This is a genomic window from Campylobacter concisus (genome assembly GCF_003048775.2).
Taxonomy (GTDB): domain Bacteria; phylum Campylobacterota; class Campylobacteria; order Campylobacterales; family Campylobacteraceae; genus Campylobacter_A; species Campylobacter_A concisus_I.
Genome location: NZ_CP049272.1, coordinates 1,708,844 through 1,730,299 on the forward strand (window position 1 = coordinate 1,708,844; position 21,456 = coordinate 1,730,299).

The 21,456-nt window shown below is 38.5% G+C and carries 34 protein-coding genes; all 34 read right to left on the reverse strand.

Features of this window, described 5'->3' with window-relative positions:
- Window positions 1-11: 11 nt before the first annotated feature.
- The 34 genes from tkt to rplP all read right to left on the reverse strand — a co-directional run bounded on the left by tkt (window position 12) and on the right by rplP (window position 21,456).
- Complete coding sequence (gene tkt, locus CVT17_RS08540; RefSeq protein WP_107858990.1) at window positions 12-1,922, reverse strand: transketolase; 1,911 nt, start codon at window positions 1,920-1,922, stop codon at window positions 12-14.
- A 133-nt stretch (window positions 1,923-2,055) separates the two neighbouring features.
- The gene (locus CVT17_RS08545) at window positions 2,056-2,955 is read right to left on the reverse strand and encodes a polyprenyl synthetase family protein (RefSeq protein WP_107858989.1); all 900 of its coding nucleotides are present in this window, start codon (window positions 2,953-2,955) and stop codon (window positions 2,056-2,058) included.
- Window positions 2,952-4,061 carry a DUF7488 domain-containing protein gene (locus CVT17_RS08550; RefSeq protein ID WP_107770031.1) on the reverse strand — a complete coding sequence of 370 codons (1,110 nt, stop codon included), beginning with the start codon at window positions 4,059-4,061 and terminating at the stop codon, window positions 2,952-2,954. Before CVT17_RS08550 ends, CVT17_RS08545 begins: the two co-directional genes overlap by 4 nt.
- Complete coding sequence (locus CVT17_RS08555; RefSeq protein WP_002941513.1) at window positions 4,058-4,372, reverse strand: YbaB/EbfC family nucleoid-associated protein; 315 nt, start codon at window positions 4,370-4,372, stop codon at window positions 4,058-4,060. The genes CVT17_RS08550 and CVT17_RS08555 overlap by 4 nt, the downstream gene beginning before the upstream one ends.
- A gap of 3 nt (window positions 4,373-4,375) precedes the next feature.
- Window positions 4,376-4,723, reverse strand: a complete 348-nt coding sequence (gene panD, locus CVT17_RS08560; protein WP_002941539.1) for an aspartate 1-decarboxylase — start codon at window positions 4,721-4,723, stop codon at window positions 4,376-4,378.
- A 2-nt stretch (window positions 4,724-4,725) separates the two neighbouring features.
- Window positions 4,726-6,009, reverse strand: coding sequence for a UDP-N-acetylmuramoyl-L-alanyl-D-glutamate--2,6-diaminopimelate ligase (locus tag CVT17_RS08565; RefSeq protein ID WP_107858988.1), 1,284 nt, complete (start codon window positions 6,007-6,009; stop codon window positions 4,726-4,728).
- Window positions 5,987-6,541: a histidine kinase gene (locus tag CVT17_RS08570; protein ID WP_103580096.1), complete on the reverse strand. Its 555-nt coding sequence runs from the start codon at window positions 6,539-6,541 to the stop codon at window positions 5,987-5,989. Before CVT17_RS08570 ends, CVT17_RS08565 begins: the two co-directional genes overlap by 23 nt.
- Window positions 6,528-6,803 carry a NifU family protein gene (locus CVT17_RS08575; RefSeq protein ID WP_021091089.1) on the reverse strand — a complete coding sequence of 92 codons (276 nt, stop codon included), beginning with the start codon at window positions 6,801-6,803 and terminating at the stop codon, window positions 6,528-6,530. Before CVT17_RS08575 ends, CVT17_RS08570 begins: the two co-directional genes overlap by 14 nt.
- Before the next feature lie 209 nt (window positions 6,804-7,012).
- Window positions 7,013-7,930 carry an NrtA/SsuA/CpmA family ABC transporter substrate-binding protein gene (locus CVT17_RS08580; protein WP_103580097.1) on the reverse strand — a complete coding sequence of 306 codons (918 nt, stop codon included), beginning with the start codon at window positions 7,928-7,930 and terminating at the stop codon, window positions 7,013-7,015.
- Between the two features lie 76 nt (window positions 7,931-8,006).
- Window positions 8,007-8,699 carry an ABC transporter ATP-binding protein gene (locus CVT17_RS08585; RefSeq protein ID WP_103580098.1) on the reverse strand — a complete coding sequence of 231 codons (693 nt, stop codon included), beginning with the start codon at window positions 8,697-8,699 and terminating at the stop codon, window positions 8,007-8,009.
- Window positions 8,696-9,445: an ABC transporter permease gene (locus CVT17_RS08590; protein ID WP_103580099.1), complete on the reverse strand. Its 750-nt coding sequence runs from the start codon at window positions 9,443-9,445 to the stop codon at window positions 8,696-8,698. The genes CVT17_RS08585 and CVT17_RS08590 overlap by 4 nt, the downstream gene beginning before the upstream one ends.
- The gene (locus CVT17_RS08595; protein ID WP_103580100.1) at window positions 9,442-10,050 is read right to left on the reverse strand and encodes a hypothetical protein; all 609 of its coding nucleotides are present in this window, start codon (window positions 10,048-10,050) and stop codon (window positions 9,442-9,444) included. Before CVT17_RS08595 ends, CVT17_RS08590 begins: the two co-directional genes overlap by 4 nt.
- Window positions 10,051-10,173: 123 nt before the next feature.
- A complete protein-coding gene (locus CVT17_RS08600; RefSeq protein WP_103580101.1) occupies window positions 10,174-11,178 on the reverse strand; it encodes a hypothetical protein in 1,005 nt (334 codons plus the stop codon).
- Window positions 11,179-11,460: 282 nt separating this feature from the next.
- Window positions 11,461-11,817: a 50S ribosomal protein L17 gene (rplQ, locus tag CVT17_RS08605; RefSeq protein WP_002941584.1), complete on the reverse strand. Its 357-nt coding sequence runs from the start codon at window positions 11,815-11,817 to the stop codon at window positions 11,461-11,463.
- An 11-nt stretch (window positions 11,818-11,828) separates the two neighbouring features.
- Window positions 11,829-12,845, reverse strand: coding sequence for a DNA-directed RNA polymerase subunit alpha (locus tag CVT17_RS08610; RefSeq protein ID WP_103580102.1), 1,017 nt, complete (start codon window positions 12,843-12,845; stop codon window positions 11,829-11,831).
- A 14-nt stretch (window positions 12,846-12,859) separates the two neighbouring features.
- Entirely contained in the window at window positions 12,860-13,486 is a 627-nt protein-coding gene (gene rpsD / locus CVT17_RS08615) for a 30S ribosomal protein S4 (RefSeq protein WP_103580103.1), read from the reverse strand.
- A 25-nt stretch (window positions 13,487-13,511) separates the two neighbouring features.
- Window positions 13,512-13,904: a 30S ribosomal protein S11 gene (gene rpsK / locus CVT17_RS08620; RefSeq protein ID WP_021091081.1), complete on the reverse strand. Its 393-nt coding sequence runs from the start codon at window positions 13,902-13,904 to the stop codon at window positions 13,512-13,514.
- A gap of 22 nt (window positions 13,905-13,926) precedes the next feature.
- The gene (rpsM, locus tag CVT17_RS08625) at window positions 13,927-14,295 is read right to left on the reverse strand and encodes a 30S ribosomal protein S13 (protein WP_002941610.1); all 369 of its coding nucleotides are present in this window, start codon (window positions 14,293-14,295) and stop codon (window positions 13,927-13,929) included.
- Window positions 14,296-14,298: 3 nt separating this feature from the next.
- Complete coding sequence (rpmJ, locus tag CVT17_RS08630; RefSeq protein WP_002941545.1) at window positions 14,299-14,412, reverse strand: 50S ribosomal protein L36; 114 nt, start codon at window positions 14,410-14,412, stop codon at window positions 14,299-14,301.
- 189 nt (window positions 14,413-14,601) lie between these two features.
- Window positions 14,602-14,820: a translation initiation factor IF-1 gene (gene infA / locus CVT17_RS08635; protein WP_002848031.1), complete on the reverse strand. Its 219-nt coding sequence runs from the start codon at window positions 14,818-14,820 to the stop codon at window positions 14,602-14,604.
- Between the two features lie 34 nt (window positions 14,821-14,854).
- Window positions 14,855-15,613, reverse strand: coding sequence for a type I methionyl aminopeptidase (gene map / locus CVT17_RS08640; RefSeq protein WP_072595226.1), 759 nt, complete (start codon window positions 15,611-15,613; stop codon window positions 14,855-14,857).
- A 1-nt stretch (window position 15,614) separates the two neighbouring features.
- A complete protein-coding gene (secY, locus tag CVT17_RS08645; RefSeq protein WP_054197277.1) occupies window positions 15,615-16,877 on the reverse strand; it encodes a preprotein translocase subunit SecY in 1,263 nt (420 codons plus the stop codon).
- Complete coding sequence (rplO, locus tag CVT17_RS08650) at window positions 16,877-17,278, reverse strand: 50S ribosomal protein L15 (protein WP_021089212.1); 402 nt, start codon at window positions 17,276-17,278, stop codon at window positions 16,877-16,879. Before rplO ends, secY begins: the two co-directional genes overlap by 1 nt.
- Before the next feature lie 15 nt (window positions 17,279-17,293).
- Window positions 17,294-17,737, reverse strand: coding sequence for a 30S ribosomal protein S5 (gene rpsE / locus CVT17_RS08655; RefSeq protein ID WP_002941646.1), 444 nt, complete (start codon window positions 17,735-17,737; stop codon window positions 17,294-17,296).
- Window positions 17,738-17,752: 15 nt separating this feature from the next.
- On the reverse strand, window positions 17,753-18,109 hold the full coding sequence (gene rplR, locus CVT17_RS08660) for a 50S ribosomal protein L18 (protein ID WP_021091120.1): 357 nt from the start codon (window positions 18,107-18,109) through the stop codon (window positions 17,753-17,755).
- Between the two features lie 10 nt (window positions 18,110-18,119).
- The gene (gene rplF, locus CVT17_RS08665) at window positions 18,120-18,656 is read right to left on the reverse strand and encodes a 50S ribosomal protein L6 (protein ID WP_054197279.1); all 537 of its coding nucleotides are present in this window, start codon (window positions 18,654-18,656) and stop codon (window positions 18,120-18,122) included.
- A gap of 193 nt (window positions 18,657-18,849) precedes the next feature.
- On the reverse strand, window positions 18,850-19,245 hold the full coding sequence (gene rpsH, locus CVT17_RS08670; RefSeq protein WP_107770023.1) for a 30S ribosomal protein S8: 396 nt from the start codon (window positions 19,243-19,245) through the stop codon (window positions 18,850-18,852).
- 9 nt (window positions 19,246-19,254) lie between these two features.
- Window positions 19,255-19,440 (reverse strand): type Z 30S ribosomal protein S14, encoded by a 186-nt coding sequence (locus tag CVT17_RS08675; RefSeq protein ID WP_002941532.1) that lies wholly within the window; start codon window positions 19,438-19,440, stop codon window positions 19,255-19,257.
- A gap of 1 nt (window position 19,441) precedes the next feature.
- Window positions 19,442-19,987 (reverse strand): 50S ribosomal protein L5, encoded by a 546-nt coding sequence (gene rplE / locus CVT17_RS08680; protein ID WP_002941643.1) that lies wholly within the window; start codon window positions 19,985-19,987, stop codon window positions 19,442-19,444.
- 5 nt (window positions 19,988-19,992) lie between these two features.
- Window positions 19,993-20,229: a 50S ribosomal protein L24 gene (gene rplX / locus CVT17_RS08685; protein ID WP_002941666.1), complete on the reverse strand. Its 237-nt coding sequence runs from the start codon at window positions 20,227-20,229 to the stop codon at window positions 19,993-19,995.
- A complete protein-coding gene (rplN, locus tag CVT17_RS08690) occupies window positions 20,229-20,597 on the reverse strand; it encodes a 50S ribosomal protein L14 (RefSeq protein ID WP_021091075.1) in 369 nt (122 codons plus the stop codon). Before rplN ends, rplX begins: the two co-directional genes overlap by 1 nt.
- Window positions 20,597-20,848, reverse strand: a complete 252-nt coding sequence (gene rpsQ, locus CVT17_RS08695; RefSeq protein ID WP_021091107.1) for a 30S ribosomal protein S17 — start codon at window positions 20,846-20,848, stop codon at window positions 20,597-20,599. Before rpsQ ends, rplN begins: the two co-directional genes overlap by 1 nt.
- Before the next feature lies 1 nt (window position 20,849).
- Window positions 20,850-21,044 carry a 50S ribosomal protein L29 gene (gene rpmC / locus CVT17_RS08700; RefSeq protein WP_002941625.1) on the reverse strand — a complete coding sequence of 65 codons (195 nt, stop codon included), beginning with the start codon at window positions 21,042-21,044 and terminating at the stop codon, window positions 20,850-20,852.
- Window positions 21,031-21,456, reverse strand: a complete 426-nt coding sequence (gene rplP, locus CVT17_RS08705; protein WP_021091116.1) for a 50S ribosomal protein L16 — start codon at window positions 21,454-21,456, stop codon at window positions 21,031-21,033. The genes rpmC and rplP overlap by 14 nt, the downstream gene beginning before the upstream one ends.

Consider the following 21,456-nt stretch of genomic DNA (forward strand, 5'->3'; position numbering starts at 1 on the left):
CAAGATTAAATTTATATAAGTTCGCTAGCAAAATTTGCAAGTTTTTGCGGAGTAAATCCAAAGTGATCAAATAGCTCGTTAGCCTTTCCGCTAGCGCCAAAGCTATTCATGCCATAAACTGCATCGGCAAATTTATACCACTCAAAGCCAGTTGCAGCTTCAACTGCGATGATAGTCGTGTTTTTATCTAAAATTTTAGCCACGTATTCATCTGGCTGCTCGCAAAGCAGGTCAAAACAAGGCGCTGACACGATGTTTGCGCCAATGCCTTGTTCGCCAAGAATTTCAGCTGCTTTTACGCAGAGTGAAACCTCGCTGCCGCTTGCTATAAATGTAATCTTCGCATCTTTTGCCGAGCTTAGCAAATATGCGCCGTTACTAACCTCACCAAATTCGCCTTTTGCAAGTGGCTCAAGGCCTTGGCGGCTAAGCACAAAAGCACTTGGAGCGTTTAAATTTAGCGCCGCATGCCAGCTAGCTGCGTTTTCGTTGCCATCAGCTGGGCGGAAAGTGTAGAAATTTGGCATAGCCCTAAATGTGCTAAGCTGCTCGATCGGCTGATGTGTAGGACCATCTTCGCCAACGCCGATGCTGTCGTGTGTGAAGACAAAAAAGTGCTTGATGCCCATGAGTGCTGCTATCCTCGCACTTGGCTTTAGATAGTCGCTAAAGATGAAAAATGTCGCTGAAAATGGCAAGAAAAGGCCGTATCTAGCGATACCGTTGTTGATGGCCGCCATAGCGTGCTCTCTGATGCCGTAGTGGATATTTTTGCCATTTGGAAAGTCGCCCATACCCTTTAGCTCAGTCTTATTTGATGGAGCAAGATCTGCGCTGCCACCGATAAAGCCAGGAAGTTTTTTTGCTATCTCATTTAAAATGACGTGGTTTGTATCTCTTGTGGCTAGCTTTTTGTCGCTAAAGTCTGAAAATTCGAGCTTGCTAAAGTCTGGATTAAGAAGCGAGTTTAATAAATTTTTGCCTTCAATGCTTAGTGCCTCAACCTTTTTGTTCCACATCGCTTCTTCAAGATCGCCCTTTTCAACTGCGCCTCTAAACCTTAAAAGCACATCCTCGTCAATGGCAAATTTCTTCTCAGGATCAAAACCAGCTGCAGCCTTTGCCTTTTTGATGATCTCTTCGCCAAGTGGGGCGCCGTGGCTGTGGTGTGAGCCCTCAAGCTCCATTGCACCACGCGCTATGCGTGTGTTTGCAATGATGAGATATGGTGACTCTTTCTCGTTTGCCTGCTCTAGTGCAAATTCGATCTGGTAATAATCGTGTCCATCGATACGTGCGACCTCCCAGCCCTGCGCCTCAAACCTCGCTTTTACATCCTCACTAAAAGCTATCGCTGTGTCGCCCTCGATCGTGATGTTATTTGAGTCGTATATGAGCACAAGGTTATCTAGTCTTAAATTTCCAGCTACCGAACATGCCTCGTAGCTTATACCCTCTTCTAGGTCGCCGTCGCCGCAAAGGCAGTAAATTTTATGATCGATTATTTTATTGTCTGGTTCATTTAGAACGTTTGCAGCGTATTTTTCTGCCATGGCTAGGCCAACTGCATTTGCTACGCCTTGACCAAGCGGGCCAGTAGCAACCTCAACGCCTGGAGTGTGAATTTCTGGGTGACCTGGAGTATTTGAGCCAAGTTGACGAAAATTTTTAAGCTCATCAAGGCTTAGATCGTAGCCGCTTAGGTGCAAGAAGCTGTAAACCAAACTTGAAGCGTGACCACCGCTAAAAACGAGCCTATCTCTATTTAGCCATTTTGGATTTTTTGGATTGTGTTTTAAAAAGTTGCTTAAAACCACCATAATATCAGCTAGACCCATAGGCGCACCTGGGTGTCCGCTGTTAGCGTTTTGCACCATGTCAGCGCACAAAAATCTTATAGTATCGGCTTGTTTTTTTAGCATATGATCTCCTTTTATTGCGCCAGATTATACAAAAAAGTGATTAAAACTTGCCTTGCATTTTTGTCCAAAATGTCTAAATAGTGATATAAATTTTTTAAATTTTTAGTAGTAAAAAGCTAGAAATTTCTAGCTTTTATCTAAGGTGTTTATCCGTAAGCTCTAAGATCATCTTTGCGATGTTTGCATCTATCTGTTTTAGTGTCTCTTCTATCTCGCAAATTAGCTCATCTTTTTTCTTTTTTGCGCCCTCAAGGCCAAGTAAATTTGTAAATGAATTTTTAGCTAGGTCGTTATGCACAGGCTTTCCAGCGGCCGCCTCGTCGCTTGTAAGATCGATGATGTCGTCTTGTATCTGAAAAGCAAGGCCTAGCTTTAGGCCGATATCATAAATTTTCTCGCACTCTATTTCGTCTAAATTTACTATCATGGCACCCATTTTTAGGCTAGCAGCGATCAGCTTTGCGGTCTTGTGGATGTGTAAAAAGACTAGCTCATCAAGGCTTAGCATCTTGCCAGAGAGGCCAAATTTAGCCTTTGCTCTTTTGATGTCCTCTTTGTTCGTATTTTCAAAAAAACAATCCAGCGCCTGACCCAGCACCATGCCGCTAACGCCAGCATTCTCGCTTAAAATTTCCACGCATTTTATACGCGTGTCGGCTGGTAAATCGGCATGTGAAATTTCATAAAAAGCATGCGTATTTAGTGCATCTCCTGCAAGTATCGCAGTAGTCTCGTCGTATGTGACGTGAAGTGTTGGTGTGCCGCGTCTAAGGCTTGCGTTATCCATAGACGGCAGATCATCGTGGATAAGCGAGTATGTATGCATCATCTCAAGCCCCAAAGCCACTCTCATCGCCTTTTGCGTGAGTCTTTTATCCACATTTTCCACCACACCAAGAAGCAAAAGCGCCCTAAAGTGTTTCCCTCCAGCCTTTAGCATAACGCCAAGCGCCTCCTCATAATAAGGGTGAAAGCTAGGCACCTTTGGCAAATTTTCGTTTAAAAATTTTACAAAGTCCTCCAGTAGGCTCATTTTGGCACTCTTGCAAAAAACTGAAAGTCATTTCTGGTAAATAGAAGCGTAAAATTTTTTAATTCACCAAGCTTCTCTAAAAGCTCTTCACGACTACTCACGCTTTGTTTATCAAAACCCAAAATTTTATCGCCGGTCTTGATGCCAAAAATTTCTGCATTTGACTTTGGCTCGACCTTTGTAACGACTAAATTTTTATCCACTGTGATACCATAATCCACCAAAATCTTATCATCAAGCATTGTTTGTGCTTCTTTTGGCATGATGTTGAAATTTGGTATATCAAGGCTTGAAGGGGCGTCTACATCGAGGCTTTGGTTAAATTTCACATCCCCACTTACTGGCACTTGAAAGAGCATTTCTTGCTTATCGCGCTTCACGATGATGTCAAGCTTTGCGCCCTTTGGAGCAAAAAGCACCATCTCATTTAGCTCTCTTAGGCTCTTTGGCTTGATGCCATTTACACTAACTAACTCGTCATCAACCATCATCATCTTGCCACGGCCCAAAGGATCAACAAGACCTACAAAAAATTTATCCTCTTTTTGTAAAAATTTCACACCTATATCGCCGTAATATACATCATCGTAAGATACAAAGTGCTTTAGGTAGCGATTTGGTATAAATTTATCAGTTCCAACAGCTATGCCTATCATCTTGCAGCAAGGTGTGTTTATCTCGCCAGTCGCGTTATACTCGAAGCTTAACGTGTCAAAATCGCCTAAATTTTGCCCTAAAGACTTGATGTGACCCATGACGGTGTTATTAGAGTCGTTTAAGATGCCAACCCAAGTGCTCTTTTTTATGCGCTCCTCGTTGGTCTCATCAGCCATCACGACAGGGCTTAGCTCCTTGCTAGAGCGCACTAAGAAAAGCTGCAAATATGGGTCAAATTTGACATATTCTCCAAGCGGGGCTCCGTCACTTTTTGGCACTGCGATCAAATTTTTAGTGATAGCCACGCCAAAGTGTTTATTTACCGAGACGATTGAGTTTTTGTTCTTTTCAAAGCAGGCATTAAAGTCCTCTTGCGTAGGCCTAGGATCGGCGTTTAGGCAAAGCGCTGATAGCAAAAATGCAAGAGTAAATTTATATTTTAATCTCATTTTATCCCCATCGAAGCAAGGCCGCCAAGCATCCTTGAAGCGGTGTTTTTCTTATCAGCCTCAACTGACTTTAGTACGTCATTCACGGCGCTTATTAGCAAAATTTGCATACTCTCTTTATCTTCAAGCAAGCTATCATCTATGCTGATATCAAGTATCTCGCCGCTGCCGTTTGCTCTAACGCTCACTAGTCCGCCGCCGCTTTTTGCACCAAATTCTTTATTTTTACTCTCTTCTTCCATCTGCTTTGCCTGCTTTTGCACATCCTCAAGCATCTGCCCCATCTTTGAAAAGTCAAATCCCTCAAACATCGCCTACTCCTTTATGATCTCGTTTTTGTTATTTACGTGCACGATGGTTGGCTTAAATTTCTTAGCCTTTTTAAATTTCATGCTAGCGTAAGCCACGATGATGACCACGTCTCCTACGCAGACCTTTCTCGCAGCTGCGCCATTTAGGCAAATTTCGCCTTTTTTGCCCTTTATCACGTAGGTGGCAAATCTCTCGCCATTATTTACGTCTAAAATTTCAACCTTTTGATTTTCTATCAAATTTGCAGCTTTTATAAGCTCCTCGCCGATGCTGATCGAGCCAACATAGTTTAAATTTGCGTCTGTTACGACGGCTCTGTGGATCTTACTAGCTAAAATTTCTATATTCATTTTTACCTCTTTAAAAGCTCTTTTACTACTTCTTTATCGCTAAATGGGTGCTTGACACCCTTTATCTCTTGATATGGCTCGTCGCCTTTGCCAAGTATGACAAGCGCCCAGCCGGGCTCAAGCTTGCTAATGGCTAGCGCGATCGCCTCTTTGCGGTTGGCGTTTCGTATCAAATTTTCATTTTGGCTCATGCCAGCGCAAATTTCATCGATTATGCTCTCTGGCTCTTCGCTTCTTGGATTGTCACTAGTGACTATGCAAATTCTTGCGTATTTTTGGGCTATTGCTCCCATTTTAGGGCGCTTTGTCCTATCTCTGTCGCCGCCTGCACCAAAGACTGCGATCAAATTTAGATGTCTAAGCGAGTTTAGCACCTTTTCTATGCCATCTGGAGTATGAGCAAAGTCTACAATGACTAGAGGATCAGTGCTAACCACTTCCATCCTGCCACTAACACCTTTAAATTTGCTTATCGCATTTGAAAGTGCGGCTGCATCTGGGCGCTCTAGCAGGCAAACTGCGCCAAGGGCTGCGATTAGGTTGTAAAGATTAAACTCACCTTGCAGACTTGAGTCTATCTCCACATCGCCATTTGGCGTCTTGATAACCGCATCTATACCGTCTTTTAGCCCATAAACCACCGGCGCAAAGCTAGCTGGCTTTTTGAGCGAATATGTATAGGCATTTTTTGGGTTAAATTTAACACCACCATCGTCAATATTTATGAGTTTTACGCTCTCATCGTCAAAAAAACTTGACTTTACTCTAGCGTACTCCTCCATGCTCTTGTGGTAGTCTAGGTGATCTTGGGTTAGGTTTGTAAAAATTTTAAGGGCAAAATTTAAGCTCTCTATGCGTTTTTGAGCGATCGCGTGCGAGCTAACTTCCATCACAAAGTACTCGCAGCCCTGCTCGCTAGCTGCTTTGAGGTATGAAAGCGTCCTTAAAATAGCACTTGTCGTAAGCGCCTTGTCATCTATCTGCTTGCCCTCTATAAATGCCCCTCTTGTGCCACTTAGCCCGCATTTTTTGCCTAAATTTCGTAAAGTCTCATAGATAGCAGCAGCCGTTGTGGTCTTGCCATTTGTACCTGTGATGCCAACTATCTTTAAATTTTTATCGATATTTAAGAGCTTTTTGCATTCTTCAAGGCTGATTATTTTAGCGCCATTTTTTACCGCTGCCTCTGCAAATTTTGCATTTGCAGTAGTTTGCACAAAGTATGCACCCTGCTCGCACTCGTTTGAGTCATCTGTTATGAAGCTATTTTCTACTGATATTTTCATCGTTTTGTCTTTTTTGTATCTCTTTAAAAAGCTGATCTATGCGCTCATCGCCACCAAACATCACCGCCGCACTCTCAAGATAGTTTATACTCATTTCGATGAAGTCATTTTTTATCAAATTTCCCAAAAATTCTAAAAAATCATCTTTGTTTGAGATCATAACCTTGGTTGAGAACATGATATTTTCAAAGACCTTTTTGAAGCTCCCGTCCTTATAAACAGCCTTTTTAAAGTCCTCGTAGCTGATCGCGTCTTGCTCTTCAAAATACTCATCGCTAGCCAATCTTGATTCTAAAATTTTTAAAATTTCATCCATTCCTTCATCATCTTCGCCAGCTCTTAGTTTATCCATAAAATAGTCAAATAAAAGCTTTGCTTCCTCTGCATTTTTCTCGCCAAGGGAGCAAATTTGTATCAAAAATAGTAAATTTTTATCCTGTGTCTTTTCGTAAGCTAGAGAGAAGTAAAAGATCGCGTCTTTAAATTTAGAGCGCTTGAAGTGTTTAATGCCTATTTTTTTATAATCTATCAATGTCAAATTCCTCGCCAATCGGGATATTTACGACCTCAAGCTCTGGGTGAATATCCATACGAAGTTGTCTTTCGAGTCCATATTTTAGTGTAGTTGTGCTAGCTGCACATCCATGACAATGCCCTGTAAGTCTTACGTAAATTTTGCCGTTTTTTATGCCAAGTAGCTCCATGCCACCGCCATCATTTTCAAGCATCGGTAATACCTTTTGCAAACTCGCACTGACTGGTTTTAAAAGTTCTTCATCGCTAAATGGGATCATATCTTTTTCCTATTAAATTTTTGGGCTATTATAGCAAAATAAAAATGCAAAAAATAATGGCTATATTTTTGCTTAGCGCTAATTTTGCTTTGTAATGTAAACCTTTTTGACACACCTAGTCAGTTTTGATTATTAAATATTTGAGCTAAAATTTAGTAAATTTTTGATTATTAGTTTTAGGATAAAAGGGCAAATTTCGCCCTTTTTGTTTAATCTATTAGAAGCGATTTTATATCTACTTTTTGCTCGATCATCTTGCTCTCAAGCATAAATTCTTGCGTAGCTTCAAGTGCTTTTATATCTTCAGGCGTGATCTTTGGACTAAAGTCATACTGCGGATACATACTCTTTACCGCCTCTATGCTAAGCCCAGTCTCTTCAGCCGTAAATTTTAATGCCTCTTCCTCATTTGCTTTCATAAAAGCCAAAATTTCATCTTGAGCCTTTTTAAATTTTTCAACTAGATCTTTATGCTTTTTGTAAAATTCTCCGCTTGTGGCAGTGACGATAACTGGAGTGATGACGCCCTTGCCTGTTGTTACGACACTAAGTCCTGATTTTTTAGCATTATAAGCAGCTGGTCCAGCAAGAAGTGCTGCATCGACACTACCATTTTCAAGTGCAGCTTGTGCAGCTGGGATGCCCATAGAAACGAACTCTACGTCATTTATACCTAGACCGCCAAGAGCAAGATACCTAACCAAAAGCTCATTTAATATCGTGCCTTTTGGCCCTGCTATTTTTTTACCTTTTAAGTCTTTAGCGGTTTTTATGCCTTTATCTTTAACAAATATCGCAAAAGCTTCAGGTGCTCTTGAATATGCACTTATGATCTTTATGTCAGCTTTATTTGCTGCTGCAAGTATGACTGAAGTTCCGCCCACGCAGTTTAGAAACTGGAGCGAATTTGAAGCTAGAGCTTGAGTCTGCTTTGCACCTGAGGTGATCTCGGAGTACTCGACTGGCATGCCAAAAGATTTAGCATAAAAGCCTTTAAATTTATCGACGATTGAGGGGACATTTAGCGGCGATTTGACGTAGGTCATGCCGATCTTATCTAGCTCACTTGCGTTTGCTACTAGACAAAGCAAAGAGGCTGCACACAAAATCTTAAAAAACTTTCTCATATTTGCTCCTTTAAAAATTTTCCAAATTATATAACTTTTTGCTTCGTTTTGGTTTTAATTATCATTTTATAAAATGCTAAATTTCGCTCAAAATTTTACGCTTTAAATTTATTAGTTCATCGCAAAGCAAATCTCTTGGCTTAGCTAGATTTGACAGGTCATAGCTTGATTTCATCCCGCCTTTTTCAAGCAAAATGATCTCATCTGCTAAAAATAGGGCTTCATCGACATTATGAGTGACAAAAATGATGGTTTTGCTGGCTTGAAGCTTTAAAATTTCAGCCTGCATGCTGGCTCTCGTAAAAGCATCAAGTGCTGCAAATGGCTCATCCATAAGGATCAAATTTGCCTCGTACGCAAGCACTCTTGCAAGCGAAACACGCGAGCTCATACCGCCAGATAGCTGCGAAACAGCGGCAAATTTAAAGTCGCTAAGCCCTATCATTGATATGAGCCTATCTATCTTTGCCTCGTCTATCTCATGCTTTTTAAGCGCAAATACGATATTTTCATAGACATTTAAAAAAGGCATGAGCCTAGGCTCTTGAAAGACAAAGCCGATCTTTGCTTGCTCTTTAAATTTTATCTCGCCAAGGCTTAGACCCTCAAGTCCAGCAATAAGCCTTAAAAGCGTAGTTTTACCGCAACCACTTCTGCCAAGTATTACAGTGATCTTATCTTTTTTTATAGTTAAATTTAGCTCTTTTAAAACGTCGATACGCTTGTCATTAATAAAAAAATGCTTGGATAAATTTAAAATTTCTATCATTTTTCACTTCGTAAAAGGCTAAATTTAGATATCAAAAATAAAAATATCCTATCTATGAGTACGCCACAAATTCCTATCGTAAAAATGCCAACAAATATCCTATCTGCGCGCGAAAGCTCCTCCGCATCTAGTATGAGATAGCCTAGCCCGCTAGAAGCTGCGATCATCTCCGCTCCCACAATCGCTCGCATAGCGTAGCCAAAACCTATGCGCATACCTACAAAAATATCTTTTATGGCATTTTTTAGGATGATTTTGTAAAAAATTTCAAATTTACTAAAACAAAAAATTTTACCAACCTCAATAAGCTTCACATCGCAGCTAGTTAGCCCTTTTGAAATACTTAAAAACATTGGAAAAAACGATGCTAAGATGATAATAATAATTTTTGGAGTTTCGTTTATACCAAACCAAAGCACCAAAATAGCAATAAGGCTAAGTGGTGGAACATTTCTAAAAAACTCTAGTATCCACTCGTAATAAATACTAGCTTTTGGAAATAGCGCTGCCACTCCGCCAAAAGCAAATGCCAAAACAAAAGCCAAAATATAGCCAACAAATATACGCTTAAAGCTAATCATCACATGCGTTATTAACTCGCCACTTAAGCTCATGTCAAACATCGTTTTAAGTGTCGTAATAGGACTTGGCAAGATATAGGGCGTGAAAATTTCTAGCTCACAAACGACCTGCCAGAGGACAAAGATCACTAGGATCAAAACGCTCTTTTTAAAAATTTCTATCATAGCCCATCTCCATTGTGACAGCCGTTTTCGCAGTATAAAAGCTCAATGATCTGATAGTTTTTAAGCTCGCTAAATTTATATGAAAATGCGTTTTGTATCTTTTCTTTGCTGCATAAGCTTAGTGTTTTTATGCCTAAATTTTCAAAAAAACCAGGAGGAATCGGGCTTGATTCTATTTTGCTTGTTTGTAAATTTATATCGTTTAGCTCTTTAAATTTTTTCCATGTTAAAAATGTAGTTCGCTCTAATTTTAAAGAATTTCCAAGCTCAGCCAAGTCATCACAAGGCGTTGTTATATAAAGCCACTCATCTTCTTTTAGCTTCGAGCTAAGTTCAATGGCGCTTTCTATTAAAATGGGATTTAAGTTTGAAATATTGTTTGAAAATTCTTTAAAATTTGATCTTATAAAATTTACAGCTCTCGGACAGCGACTGTCTAAAACCATGCCCTTAGAGCATAAATTTTTATATGAATTTTTGATATCGCTAACATGATCTTTTTCGCACTCTACTATGTTAAAGCCCTTATTTTGCAAGAGCTCTTTTAACGCAGAGAGGTCATACATATTTTTTACAACGGGATTTAGCCAAAGTAGCTTTCTCACGAGTTCTCCGTAATTTTAATAATAGAAATCAAGATTCTATCATTTAAAAATTTAAACCAAGTAAAAAGAGCCTCTTATGACTAAAATCACAAAAGAAGGGTCGTACAAAAAACTAAACTTAACCTATACTTTTATATCTAATTTCTGTTTTTGCTCCACTTTTTCCATTAGTTTTAGTATATCAACTCCGTTTTTCTCAAGCTGCATTAGCTCCTTAAGATAGGCAAATTTCTCATCTTTGTTGATATCGTAAGTAGCCAGTTTCTCGCTTCGTCCGATCACTGAAGCATAGACTTTGTTGCCATCAAGTTTGTCCGTATTTTGCACATTATAAAGCGAGAGTACGCCCTCTACCACCTCTTTAAAATCCGCCCCGCTCTTCATGCCAGCTTTCATAAGCGTAAGAAATCTCTGTCTGCTCTCTTCGTCAGTGAAATTTATATTTTGTAGCGTCTGGTACTCAATTGGTGGCTTATTAGTGCTCGTTAGCATGGAGATAGCCTTTTTGCCTATCGTAATGCTCTCCACACCGACTCTTTCTCCAAGATACTGCCTAAGCGCATAATCAATCCACTTATCTTTAAACTCATCTATGCTTAGGTCCTTATCAAGTATCTCAAACCCTTCCACATGGCTCTTGTGACCAAGCCCAAGAAGTGTGTTGCCATCAAGTTTTGATGTGTATTCTTTTGCAAAGAGATCAACATCTGTTGGATAATATCCTATGATCTCTTCGTGAGCTCTGCCAAAACCAAGTGCTTTGGTCTGGTTGATAAAATTTTTGAGATCATTTATCTCATCTTGGCTGACTTGTTTGTCGTAACCCATGAGCTTACCCCAGATGCTTATCTTGCCATTAGCAGCCATGCCTGAGAGTGAGAAATTGCTAACAAATGTTAGATTTTCGCTATTTTTTTGAAATTTTATCGTATTTGTTTCATTTAAATTTATTGGCTCACCTCTAGTATCGGTATGACTTTTTTGCTCGTCAACCAAACCGCTAGATAAATTATTTAAAGAATTTTTGTCTATATTGGATTTAGTATTATTAGTATCAAGTTCTTGTGCTCTACTACTTTGCGAGCCAATATAAAAATTTGTCCCAACACCATTTACACTACCTATCATCTCAAACCCTTTGAAATTTATTAGATGCCTGAAACAAATATCGTCTTAATAAAATAAAATTTTAGCATAGAGTTCAAAGGTAAAAATTTAAAATATATGATTTTAGATTAAAGGATTTACAACTTTTAACTATTAAATTTATGATTTTTTGGTTAATAAAATTTGATAAATAATTAAAGAAATTTATACTTTAGAAAGCTTTTGAAAGAAGGATTTTATTTTAAAGGTAAGAGAATTTTATATTCAAGAAATTAAAAAAAGAGAGCCGAAGCTCTCTAATAATTATTCAGCTACTAGCTCTATATAAGCCATCTCTGCTGCGTCGCCTCTGCGAACACGAGTCTTGATGATTCTTGTATAGCCGCCATTGCGCTCTTTAAATTTTGGAGCTACTTCAGTAACTAATTTATTTGTTGTTTCTTTATCTTGTAAAGAAGCAAATACTGCTCTGTGAGCGTTAGAGTCACCTTTTCTGGCTCTTGTAATTAGCTTCTCAACATAGCTTCTAAGCTCTTTTGCTTTTGGTAAAGTCGTCTCTATCTTTTCGCTTTTGATGATAGCTATCGCCAAATTTTTAAGCAATGCAGATCTATGAGATGACGTTCTACCAAGTTTGCGATATCCGTGTTTATGTCTCATCTATTGTCCTTTTATTCTTTTACACTCATTTGTGCTTTAAGCTCGGTTATTTTCTTTCTTAGTTGCTCTTTGCCATCTTTTAACACATCGGCACCAACTGGATAGCCTATCTCTTCCATAACCGCTTTAATCTCTTCAAGAGATTTTTTACCTAAATTTTTAAGCTCTTTAAGCTCATTTTCGTCCATTAATGCAAGCTCGCCAATAAATCTAATATCAGCTTTGTCAAGGCAGTTAAAACTTCTAGCGCTTAAATTTAGATCTTCTACACTAGAAAGTAACTTTGAAAACTCGCCACCTGCACTTGAACTAGCAACTGGAGTACTAACATCAATATCTAAAATTCCTTTAAATACTGACATTTGTTGATACATAGCTTCTAAACAATTTTTAAAAGCCTCTATCGGACTAACTTGACCATCAGTTGTTATAGTAAATACGATCTTTTCATAGTCTGGATCATCCTCAACCAAGACATTTTGTATATCATAAACTGCTTTTTTAACAGGTGTAAAGAAAGCATCAAGTGCGATATAGTCGTCTTCAATCTCTTCTCTGATCTCTTCACTAGGAACATATCCGATACCTTTTTGAATGATAACTGAAAAATTTAACTCAGCATCTTCGTTTATTGTAGCAAGGTATGCGTCTGGGTTAACGATCTCAACTAGATCATTATTTAGATCAGCCCCAGTTATCTCTTTTGGTCCTTTAAAGCTATATTCTATAACTTCGCGCTCACTGGTGCTTTTTAATTTAAATCTGATTTTTTTCAAATTTATAATAAAAAATGCTACGTCTTCTAGCATACCACGCATACTATCAAATTCATGGCTAACGCCTTTTATCTTTACACCAATAGGAGCAAAACCTACCGTACTTGTGTAAAGAAGACGACGCAATGGGTGAGCCAAAGTAACAGCATAACCCGCCTCAAAAGGATATGCTGTAATATTAGCAACATTTTCGCTAATACTTTTAACTTCAATTTCAGTTGGCATATAAGCTGATGTAGTAATCTTTCTCATCTTTATACCCTCTATTATTTTGAATAAAGCTCTACTATAAATCTTTCCTCAACAGGAATGATAACCTCTTCTCTTTCTGGATTTCTAGTGAAAATTCCAAATTTTTTCTCTTTTTCAACATCTACCCAAGCAACAATACCAGTTTGTGCTGTAAGATCTATTGCACGAATAATTTGTGGATTGTTTTTAGATTTTTCAACAATCTCTACTTTTGCACCAGGTTCAACTCTGTAAGATGGTATATCTACTCTTTTACCATTTACTAAAATATGTCCATGAGTTACTAGCTGACGAGCAAAACGACGAGTTGTTGCAAAGCCCATTCTATAAACAACATTATCTAATCTTTGCTCTAATAGTTGAACCAAAAGAGCACCGGTATTACCTTCGCGGCGTGCTGCTTCTTGAAATAATCTTCTAAATTGTTTCTCAGAAACACCATACATAAATTTAGCTTTTTGCTTCTCGCGAAGTTGTAAGCCATATTCGCTTATTTTTGCTCTTCTTTGTCCATGTTGTCCTGGCGCATAAGGTCTTTTTTCAAAAGCACTTTTACCAGCAAGTCTTCTTTCGCCTTTTAACGCAAGAGACACACCAAGACGTCTTTCTAATTTTTCAACAGGTCCTGTATATCTAGCCATAATAATTTCTCCTATTTTTCTCTAATTATACGCGGCGGCGTTTTGGCGGTCTACAACCATTGTGTGGTAAAGGTGTAATGTCTTTAAAGAAAGATACTTTAATTCCTTCAACAGTTCCTACACTTTTAACAGCCGTTTCACGTCCGCTACCTGGACCTTGAACCTTAATACCAACTTCTTTTATACCATGCTCTTTTGCTTTATTTAGAGCGTCTTCAACTGCCTGTTGAGCTGCATAAGGAGTTGATTTTTTGCTACCTTTAAAGCCTAAGCCACCTGCACTACTCCATGCAATAGCATTTCCCATTTCATCAGTTACAGTTACCATAGTGTTGTTAAATGTTGCACTGATATAAACGATACCTTTGGCTATGCTTTTTCTAACTACTTTTTTCTTAACAATTTTTCTTTTCGCCATTTATTATCCTTTAACCCTTGCCTTACTTAGTAGCTGCACCGACAGTTTTACGTCTGCCTTTTCTGGTTCTAGCATTAGTTTTAGTCTTTTGACCACGAACAGGAAGACCTTTTCTGTGGCGAAGACCTCTATAACTTCCAAGATCCATAAGAGCTTTGATATCCATAGCAACTTGTTTTCTCAAATCACCCTCAACGATATGATGCTCTTGAATTTCTTTACGGATAGCTGCCGCTTCATCTTCACTAAGCTCATAAACTCTCTTGTCATAAGAAATTCCAGCTGCGTCAAGAATTTGACGAGATTTGTAAAGACCTATACCATAGATATAAGTCAAACCATACTCTATTCTCTTTTTGTTTGGTAAATCTACACCTGCAATACGTGCCATGCCTTATCCTTGTCTTTGTTTATGTTTTGGATTTTCGCAGATAACACGAATTATGCCACTACGTTTGACAATTTTACATTTGTCACACATCTTCTTTACAGAAGGACGAACTTTCATTTTAGTCTCCTAAAAATTTATTCCACTTTTTTAGGGGCTGCATCAGGTCTAAAGAAAGAATTTAAACCAACTATTTTCAAAATAAGTGGGGAACTTTGAAAATAATTCTTCATACAGCTTTTCGCAAAGCTTGGATTTTATCCAAAACCAGCTTTAAATTTACTTAGCATATTTGCCACAAAATCAAATTTACTTATATCTATAAGTGATCCTGCCCTTGTCTAGGCTATATGGCGTAAGTTCTACTTTTACGCGGTCGCCAGGCATTATCTTTATATAATGCATTCTCATTTTTCCGGCGATATGACATAAAATTATATGTTTGTTGTCAAGCTCAACTTTAAAAGTTGCATTTGGTAGTGCCTCAACAACGTTTCCATCAATCTCAATGACATCGTCTTTTGCCACAAATTCTCCTTTCTTTAAATTTTTACTATAAATTTTATGCTTGGCTTAAAATTTCGGCTTTGCCATTAACTATCGCCATGCAATGCTCATAATGGCTAGTTCTCAAACCATCTTTTGAAGTTACTTTCCAGTTATCACTTCCCAAAACTGGCGTGCCGTCTTTTTGGCAGATCATTGGCTCTATACAAAATACCATTCCCTCTTTTATCTTTGGTCCAGCTTTTGGGTTATGCCCCTCAAGATAGTTTGGAATTTCTGGCTCTTCGTGTGGCCTTTTTCCTATACCGTGACCGCAATATCCACGTAAAGGCACATAACCTCTACCAAGAATAAATTTCTCAAGCTCATAGCAAATTTCTTTAAAATGCATACCAGCTCTTATATAGTCAATCGCAAAATATAGTGCATCTTTTGAGCAAGCGATCAAAGCCTCGTCTTCTTTTGAAATTTTACCAACTCCAAATGTCCTAGCCGAATCACCAAAATAACCATCTAAATTTGAGCCGATATCAACGCTAACGATATCACCCTCTTTTAGCTTATACTCATTTGGGATTCCGTGGATCACTACTTCATTGACGCTTATGCAAGCTGCATTTGGAAAGCCATAAAGACCTTTAAAAGCAGGTTTTGCCCCAGCAGCCCTTATCATATCTTCACAAATTTTATCTATCTCAAGAAGGGAAATTCCAGGCTTTATAATCGTAGAAATGTGATCAAGAGTTCGAGCGACGATCTTGTTCGCCGCTCTCATTTTCTCTATCTCAGCTGGTCTTTTAAGCGTGATAGCCATTTTATAGACCTACTGCACTTAGAGTTTGGTATTTGTTTGTATAAGACTGGGCTTCTATACGCCTCATCGTATCAAGTGCTACTGAAACCACAATAAGTACTGACGTGCCACCAAAATAAAATGGAACACCCATAGTCTTTACAAGTACCCAAGGCAGTGTTGAAATGATACCCAAGTATAAAGCACCACCTAAAGTTAGCCTTCCAGCTACTTCATTTAGATAGCTAGCTGTACTCTCACCTGGTCTAACGCCTGGGATAAATCCGCCTTGTTTCTTTAAATTTTCACTTATATCTTTTGTGTTAAACACGATTGATGCGTAGAAAAACGCAAAGAAGATGATAAATAAAAATGTTAAAAAGTTAAACATATAGCCATTTGGACTTAAAAAGTCGTTGATAGCTTGGATGATCGGATTTGTACTAGCCTGTAAAATAGTACTAGGAAACATCAAAATCGCACTAGCAAATATCGGTGGAATAACGCCACTTAAATTTACTTTGATCGGTATATAGTTCATTATACGTTTGTTTTGATTTTCCATTATCACTTTTCTTGAGTAAGAAATAGGGATACGCCTTTCGCCCATCTCGACAAATATAATAGCACCAATAGTAGCTAAGATAATCACCAAAATAGCGATAACTGTTAGGAAATTCATCTCAGAAGTATTTACTAAATTTACAGTTCCACCGATCGCACTAGGTATACCAGAGACGATACCAGCAAAGATGATAAGACTTATACCGTTGCCTATACCACGTTGCGTTATTTGCTCACCTATCCACATAAGCAGCATAGTTCCAGTTAGCATAGATACAGCAGATATCGCGATAAATAAATTTATATCTATCATGATAGCTTGTTCGCCACCGCGTCCGCTTAAGCTTTGAAGTCCGATAGAAACACCGATTGATTGCACAAGAGTGATGACGATGGTTGCATAGCGTATAATTTGCATATATTTTTGCATACCGTCGCGCTCTTTTTTCATCTGACCTAACTTTGGAAATGTCGCTGCTAGAAGTTCCATAATAATCGAAGCTGTGATGTAAGGCATGATACCTAGAGATATGATACTTAAACGCTCGGCGGCTTTACCACTAAACATATTAAATAGACCCAAGGCATTGCTATTGTTTGAATTGAAAAATTCTTTAATTACGTCGACATTAACACCAGGAACTGGCACATAAGCCAGTATCCTGTATGCGAACAAAAATGCCAACGTGATTAAAATCTTGTTGGTCAGTGTTTTATCCATTATTTTGTTCCGCTAACGCTAACGTTCTCGTCTTTAATCTTTGAAGCAAGAGCTTTTGCACTTGCACCGATTAGTTTTATCTTAGTAACGCTCTTTGAAATTTTATGAACGCTAGCTATTGTTGCTATTGAAATTTCAGCAAGCTCTTTTATAGCTGCAATTTTCTCGACATTAATAACATAAGGTTTTTCAAATTTAGAAGTAAAACCTACTTTTGGAAGACGTCTTTGAAGTGGTTGCTGTCCGCCCTCAAAACCTCTTTTCTCATTGTAGCCTTTTCTTGCTCTTTGACCTTTATTACCTTTGCCAGCAGTTTTGCCATTGCCACTGCCTTGGCCACGACCTATTCTTTTGGTTGCATGAGTTGAACCTGCAGCAGGTGTTAATTTTTCTAATGCCATCTTAACTCCTTTCTCTTAGCTTTTTAGCAAACTAAGTGCTTTTATAGTAGCACGAACGACGTTTGCTGAGTTGTTTGAGCCAAGTGATTTAGTAAGGATATCCTTAATACCTGCAAGCTCGATAATAGGACGTGCACTACCACCAGCGATAACACCAGTACCCTCGCTAGCTGGGCGAAGTAGCATTCTACTTGCGTTGTATTTTACCTCTACATCGTGAGGGATAGTTGTGCCTTTGATCTTAACGTGGATAATATTTTTAAATGCGTCGTCAATCGCTTTTCTCATCGCATCTGGTACCTCTTTAGCTTTACCATAACCAAAGCCAACTAGACCATTTCTATTACCAACAACAACTAAAGCTGTAAATCTAAATCTACGACCACCTTTAACAACCTTTGTAACCCGACCGATATCGACGATTACTTCTTCAAATTCTTCTCTATTATATTTTTCCATCGATTTTCCTTTGGGTTATAGCTTGATGCCATTTTCTCTTAAAGCTTCAGCAAATGCTGCGATAACGCCATGGTATAAATAACCATTTCTATCAAAAACTGCAACATCTATCTTCTTAGCTTTTAAAGCCTTAGCAAATTCTTTAGCTAAAGTGACCGCACCTTCTTTATTTGCTTTTATGCCTATCTTTCTGCCATCAACCGCAGCTAGTGTAGTAGCTGTAACGTCGTCAATCGCTTGAACATAAAGAGTTCTGTTTGATTTGAAAATAGAAACTCTTGGGCAAGTTGCAACACCAGAAATTTTACCTCTGATTCTTCTTTTTCTCTTAATTCTAAGAGCGATTTTTCTTTTTAGTACTTTTGCTGTCATTTACCGCTCCTTACTTCTTAGATGTCTTGCCCGCTTTGCGGATGATGCGTTCTTCTAGATATTTAACGCCTTTGCCTTTATATGGCTCAGGTGGTCTAAATCCTCTAACTTGAGCAGCCACTTGACCTACTACTTGTTTGTCATCGCCTTTGATAGTAATAACGTTTTTCTCAACACTAGCTTCAACGCCTGCTGGTAGCTCATAGTTGATAAGGTGTGAAAAACCAAGAGAAAGCTCTAAAATTTTACCTTTTGCAGCTGCTTTATAACCAACGCCGTTGATCTCAAGCTGGCGAGTAAATCCCGCAGTGATACCAGTTACGATGTTATTAGCAAGTGCTCTATATGTTCCCCAGTAAGCTCTACTTTGGCGATCTTCGCCTTTTGGAGCAAAAACTATATGACCATTTTCTACCTTGACATCAACATGACCTTTTGTGTCAAGCTCTTTTATATGATTGCCCTTTTTAAATTTTAGGACATTATTTTCAACGCTAACGTCTACACCACTTGGGATAGCGATAGGCTGTTTTCCAATACGTGACATTTTTTTCCTTTACTTGTCTAGGGTGTTCCTACATTTGCGAATAAACACCACAATGCCGTAAATTTTATCGTCAAATTTGACGAAACCTTCATTTGAATTTCTAAATTTAGCTTTGGCAAAATCTAAAATTTTACCAAGCTAAAAATTTAACCTTACCTTCATAAGGTTAAAATAGCGTTTTTAATGCAGTTTATTACCAAACCGTGCAAAGAACCTCGCCACCAACGCCGACTTTACTTGCCTCAATACCGCTCATAACGCCTTTGCTTGTGCTAACGATAACTGTTCCGTAACCATTTTTAAAACGCTTAATGTCGTCTTTGCCTTGATAAACACGGCGACCAGGTTTTGAAACCCTTTTAAGCTCGTTTATAACACTTCTGCCGTACTCATCATACTTTAAAACTACATTTATAAATTTCTTGTTACCTTCTTCGATAACGTTGTAGCTCTCTACATAGCCTTTTGCTGCAAGGATAGAAAGAGTAGCCTCAACAACCTTAGAATGAAGCAATTTCGCAGTTTCAAGCTTTCTCATACTTGCATTTCTAATGCGTGTTAATCCATCTGATATTAAATCGTTTAACATTTCTCTTCCTTACCAACTTGCTTTTTTAAGACCAGGTATTAGGCCTTCGTTAGCCATTTTTCTTAGGCAAACACGGCAAATTCCAAAATCTTTATAAACAGAGTGCGGACGACCGCAAATTTGGCATCTAGTGTAGCCGCGAACCGCAAATTTTGGCTTGCGTGCAGCTTTTGCTATCATTGATTTCTTTGCCATTTTACTTTCCTTTTGCAAACGGCACGCCAAATAGCTCTAGCAATTTGAATGCCTCTTTATCATTTTTAGCCGTAGTAGCAATCGTAATATTCATACCATGAGTTCGTAAAATTTTATCATACTCAACCTCTGGAAACATTAGCTGCTCGCTAAGACCAAAGTTATAGTTTCCACGTCCATCAAAGCCATTTTTTGGAAGACCACGGAAGTCTTTAACCCTTGGAAGAGCAACGCTAATTAGCTTATCTAAGAAAGCATACATTTGCTCTTTTCTCAAAGTTACTTTGATACCAACAGGGAAACCTTCGCGAACTTTAAAGCCAGCAACTGATTTTTTAGCATCAGTGATAACTGCTTTTTGTCCAGCGATAAGTGAAATGGTATCAGCCATATTTTGAAGCACTTTCTGATCTTTCGCAGAGTCTCCAGCACCTACACTGATCACAATTTTCTCAAGCGCAGGGATAAGCATTGGATTTTTGATGTCAAATTCTTTTACGAGAGCTGGCTTGATAGTTTCGTTAAATTTATCTTTTAATCTACTCATATCTCTTATCCTTCAACTTTCGCGACGTTTGATATGTCAATTGGCATCTCTTTATTTACGTGACCACCATTTGGAGTTTTTTCGCTTGGTTTGATAGCTTTTTTAGCTATTTTGCATCCCTCAACTATAACCTGACCTTTTTTTGCAAGAACTGCTAAAATTTTACCAGTTTTGCCTTTATCGTCACCAGCGATGATCTTAACGGTATCGCCTTTTTTGACTTTAAATTTTACATTAGCCATTATAAAACCTCCGGAGCTAGCGAAACAATCTTCATAAAGTTAGCATATCTAACCTCACGTCCAACTGGTCCAAAAATACGAGTGCCGACTGGCTCTTTTTTGCTATCAAGTATAACAGCTGCGTTCTCGTCAAAGCGGATTAGCGAACCATTATCTCTTTGAACCTCTTTTTTAGTTCTTACGACAACAGCTTTTACAACCTGTCCTTTTTTGATCTTACCATTTGGAAGAGCTTTTTTAACAGAGCAAACTATGATATCGCCAAGTGTAGCGTATCTTCTTTTGCTGCCGCCAAGAACTTTTATACACATTAACTCTTTTGCACCACTATTATCAGCAACTGCAAGTCTTGTAAAACTTTGAATCATTACTCAACTCCCTTTGCCAATACAGCTTTTAAGCGAAAATTCTTGCGAGCTGAAAGTGGTCTGCACTCGATCGCAACAACTGTATCGCCTGCTCTTGTCTCATTTTTCTCATCATGAACTAAATATTTTTTAAAGCGTTTTACAAATTTATGGTATCTTGGGTGCATAACGCGTCTTTCTACCAAAATAGTAGCTGTTTTATCTCCAGCTTTTTGTAAAACAACACCTTGAATTTCTCTTTTTAATGCCATTTTACGCCCCTTGTCTTGTTGCACTAATTGCAGTGTTGATCTGAGCTATCTCTTTGCGAACAGCACTAATCTCATTAGGGTTGCTTAACTGCATAGTTTTTAGCTTTTGTCTTAAAGTAAATAAAAGCACCTTTTTCTCTTTTAGCAACGCGTTTAATTCTGCAACGCTCTTATCTTTTAACTCAGTATATTTCATTTTCACTCTCTCGCGTTACAAATTTTGATTTGAAAGGAAGTTTGTGTAAAGCCAAAGTTAGAGCTTCACGAGCTAACTCTTCGCTAACACCAGCCATTTCAAATATTATACGACCAGGTTTGATATTCATAACCCACTCTTCAACTCCAGCCTTACCTTTACCCATACGAGTTTGTAGAGGTTTTTTAGTAAGTGGCTTATCAGGGAAAACCCTAATCCAAATTTTAGCCTGTCTTTTTACGTGACGAGTTAGAGCTTGACGAGCAGCTTCTATTTGGCGAGAATTTATTCTGCCAGCTTCAACAGCTTTAAGTGCAAATTCGCCAGTTGCTAAAGATGCTCCACGAGTCGCATAACCACGGTTGCGACCTTTCATTTGCTTACGAAATTTCGTTCTTTTAGGCATCAACAT